The sequence below is a fragment of the Dietzia sp. NPDC055343 genome (assembly GCF_053645265.1).
The window spans coordinates 1-3,794 of sequence record NZ_JBSHMJ010000090.1 but is presented as its reverse complement, the minus strand read 5'-3'; the positions used below and the strand labels follow the sequence as shown (position 1 = coordinate 3,794).

At 63.1% G+C, this 3,794-nt stretch carries 3 protein-coding genes and 1 pseudogene; 2 read left to right on the top strand and 2 right to left on the bottom strand.

All coding sequences use genetic code 11. The features are described from left to right. Positions 1-395: 395 nt before the first annotated feature. Positions 396-790: pseudogene (locus ACWIE7_RS18495) on the top strand (PaaI family thioesterase); the annotation flags it as partial. A 90-nt stretch (positions 791-880) separates the two neighbouring features. Here the strand turns inward: ACWIE7_RS18495 and ACWIE7_RS18490 are convergent. Continuing rightward, on the bottom strand, positions 881-1,570 hold the full coding sequence (locus ACWIE7_RS18490) for a TetR/AcrR family transcriptional regulator (RefSeq protein WP_204719062.1): 690 nt from the start codon (positions 1,568-1,570) through the stop codon (positions 881-883). Positions 1,571-1,687: 117 nt separating this feature from the next. On the opposite strand from ACWIE7_RS18490, the gene ACWIE7_RS18485 reads away from it, so the two are divergent. Continuing rightward, positions 1,688-3,259, top strand: coding sequence for an MFS transporter (locus ACWIE7_RS18485; protein ID WP_204719063.1), 1,572 nt, complete (start codon positions 1,688-1,690; stop codon positions 3,257-3,259). Positions 3,260-3,390: 131 nt separating this feature from the next. On the opposite strand, the gene ACWIE7_RS18480 is transcribed toward ACWIE7_RS18485, so the two are convergent. Then, positions 3,391-3,794, bottom strand: a 404-nt coding sequence (locus tag ACWIE7_RS18480; RefSeq protein ID WP_454070229.1) for a recombinase family protein, incomplete at its 5' end; no start/stop codon positions are given.

Below are 3,794 nucleotides of genomic sequence, written 5' to 3'. Positions count from 1 at the left end.
ACGTTATGACAAGTAAAAGGTGTCGAGGTGTCGATTGTGCGAACTCGACACCTCCCCGAATGGCTCGCAGCTCGTTCGAACTCGGGCTGCGCCTGACCTGCGAGCAGGTGCGCATCGCGCAGATGATCCGAGGTCTGTCCGACATGGCGAACCCGGGCCGCAGACAGTATGCGAACTACTGCTCTGACCTGCGGTCCTTCATCAGGATTCGCATTTCCTGCGACACATTCGCAAATTCTGCGAAGCACATAAAAATCAGCCGGAACCCAAACCCGCCCCCACTCCCAGGGTCGGCGTAAAGGAAGCCGTGCGCCATGGCGTCTTGGCCGGGCCACAGCCGGGAACTCGACACCTCGCAACCCGGCACTTGATCAGTAGGCGTGGTGGGCGCGACTGGACCAGAGAACCCGAATGGACATTTCCTCTCGGTACGGCGTGACGGAGACGGCGTCGTCGCACACCACCAGTTCGACCAGCGTCACGTTGGGGCACCCGGCATTGCACACGGCGGCGCGGTAGCGACCGTGATTGACGACCTATTCGGCTTCTTGCTGTATTCGGTCGGCGAGCTCGCCGTGACGCGCCGTCTCGCGCTCGACTATCTTGCGCCAGCATTACTCGACACCCCGTACATCCTGCGCGTGCAGTTCGGTCTCGCGATGGCCGGAAATTGGACCTTAGGTCCACGATGGAGGATGCAGAGGGCCGGACTGTTATTACTGCCACTGCCCTGTTCATCGCGGTCGAGGTTGAACACTTTTTGCAGTCACAGAGAAACTCGAGGACTTAGGCCAAACTCACCGCCGCGGGAGGCCACCTCCGAGTCGGCGACCTCGGCGGCGAGCGGTCCCACCTATCGAACAACAAGGACCGCCTTGATTCAGCAAGGTCCGCCGACGGCGCCTGGGCGGTTCAGATCGTGGCCGAACTCGGCCGGGATGGGTTTGTCTCCCTGCTTGCGGGCAGCAAGAAAATCATCAACAAGTTGCACGCATCCGTCGTGGTCGACCGTGCAGAGCCCAGTAAGGCGAGCGAACACGACGGGGCCCAGGAGTTGAACGATCGCGAAGGTGGTGTCGATGTTGCCGAGCTGTGCCTGTACGTCAGGCTGTGTGAGGATGCGGTCAAAGGGCTGCCGGTACTCCTCGATGACTCGACTGCGCAGTGAGGTGATCGCGGCCGAATCGGCAGGATCGCCGCCGACTGATCCGATTGACAGCCAAGCCAGAGTCGTAATGTTCAGCGGCGCCTGGTCAATCAGGTCGGCTTGGGCCGTGAGAAGCGCGATGAGTTGGTCTCGTACCGACCCACTGTCGGCAGAGACCTCGACGCGAGGCAACAGCCGCTCGAAGGTCGCCGCAAGCAACTGGGCGGTCCCGCCGAAATGCCGATAGAGCGTGGCCCGCGCAACCTTTGACATTCGAGTGACCGCCTCGACGGTAACCGCCTCTACACCACCAGTGCTCAGGAGATGCGTGGCAGCGTCGAGCAATCGTTTTCGTGAGCGCAGCAGTCGCGGATCGAGCTGATCGTCGTCCGTAGCGGGCCGGTCAGCACTCCAGTCGTTCACGCTCTCCCCTTCGGCCGACGGTCACTTCTCGTCCAAGCTAACCTGTCCAGCCAGCCGGATACTGTGATACTACTTGTCTCAGACCAAGACCGATCATCTCACAGCAAGGGGCCGGCGATGCACTCACCCCAACAGACCATCACCGAGTCATCCCGGTGGACCCGAGCCGAATGGTGGATGCTCACGGTGTCGTGCCTAGCCGTGGCGTTGGTGGTCGCGGCCATGGCCGCGCTGTATTCGGCATTACCGGAGATTGCGGTAGAGACTGGAGCGACGCAAGCCCAGCTGACCTGGATCGTCGACGGCTACACGCTGGTACTGGCGTGCCTGGTCCTGCCCGCTGGAGCGATCGGTGACCGCTATGGCAGACGCGCAGTTCTCGTAATAGGCCTGGCGATATTCACCATGGCATCCGCACTTCCCCTGCTGCTGTCTGACCCGGCCTGGTTGATCGCTGCGCGAGCGATTGCCGGGGCGGGCGCTGCACTGGTAATGCCCTCGACGCTATCGATTCTGACTGCTGGTTTCGCCGCCGTTCATCGCGGCCGAGCAGTAGGTGTGTGGGCTGGAGTCGCCGGCTCCGGAGCAGTGTTAGGCATCCTCGGCGCCGGGGTGCTGCTTGAGCGCTGGTCGTGGGTGTCGGTATTTGTCGGACTGACCGCAGCGGGAGCCCTACTGGCCGCGCTGGCATGCACGATCGCTGAGTCCAGCCAGCATGATCACCCTCCCGTGGACTGGGTGGGCGCGGCGGCAGCTGCAGTCGCGGTTGCGGGAATCGTATTCGCCACGATCGAGTTTCCCGCGCGGGGCTGGGCCGACCCGATCGTTCTCGCCAGCGCCGGGGCCGGCATGTTGGCGACAGCCTTTTTTATCCTGATTGAGCTGCGATCCTCGGCCCCCTTGTTGGATGTTCGGTTGTTCGCCAAGCGCGGCTTCAGCGCCGGCTCGTTGTCGGTGGCCATCCAATTCTTGGTCACTTTCGGGGTATTCCTACTCCTGGTGCAGTACCTGCAACTGATCCTGGGATACGGACCGCTGGCCTCGGCGTTGGGATTGGTGCCGATGACGGTCCCCCTGATCGTGATCTCTGTGATCGCCCCCCGACTGTCACAGCGATTTGGACTACGAGTGATGACCGTCGCCGGTCTGGTGACCATCGCAGTTGGCCTGATGCTGGTCAGCCGGATGACCGTCGACGCACGTTACCTCGACCTGCTATGGCCGCTGTTGATCATGAGCGCAGGGCTCGGACTATGCACAGCCCCAGCGACCTACGCGATCATCGCCGAAACTCCGGAGAGCAAACACGGGGTCGCCGCCGCAGTCAACGATGCGGCCCGCGAGATCGGCGCTGCGATGGGGATCGCAGTGGCCGGCAGTGTGCTGGCCGCCGGATACACCCGCCACATCCAACCCGCCCTGCCTCAGTTACCCGAACCTGCCCGCGGTCCGGTCTCCGACTCCCTGGCCGCCGCCCTAGAGATCGCCGCACAAGCCGGACCAATGGCGCAACCATTGGTCGACTACGCCAAAGAGGCATTTGTCAACGGCAGCAGTCAGGCCACACTTACGTTGGCAATCCTCACCGCCGCAGCCGCAGTCTTGCTAGCGATCCTTGCCCCTGGCACTGCTCCGCGTGACCACAAGACCAGTTCCACAGCACCGGCACACCGGGACAGCGTCGGATAGGTGGCCCGTCCGGCTTCCGGCTGCACTGACTCGTGCCTGGAGAAACTGCGCAAGGTCAGCAAGAACCGCGGTCCCTCCCGAGTGCCGAATCTCGGCGGTCGAGCTGCTGTGGCTAGCGATACCCACCATCTTCAGGGCGGGGGCCAGTGGCTGGTGCGTCCACGCCCGCCCGCTTCAACGCGCTGTAGTGCGCGGTAGAGCGTGGATCGGCCAACTCCGAGATTGCGGGCGATCACTGATGGCCCCTCCCCTGCCTCGATGCGGGCCCGGGCTTTGTCGACCTGCTCGGCGGTCAGGACTCGCTTACGACCCTTGTACTTGCCCTTCGCCTTAGCGATGGCAATGCCCTCGGCCTGACGTTCACGAATGATGGCCCGCTCGAACTCGGCGAACGCCCCGAGCAGCGAGAGCATCAGATCGGCTCGAGGATCTTGGGCGCCGGCGGCGTAGGTAGCCCGTTCATGGACAAACTCCACACTCGCGCCCTTGGCAGTGACCTCACCAACGATCTGCTTGAGATCGACCAGGGAACGAG

Coding starts and splice junctions, on each gene's coding strand:
- ACWIE7_RS18485 (WP_204719063.1), top strand. CDS start 1,688: ATGCACTCACCCCAACAGACCATCACCGAGTCATCCCGGTGGACCCGA.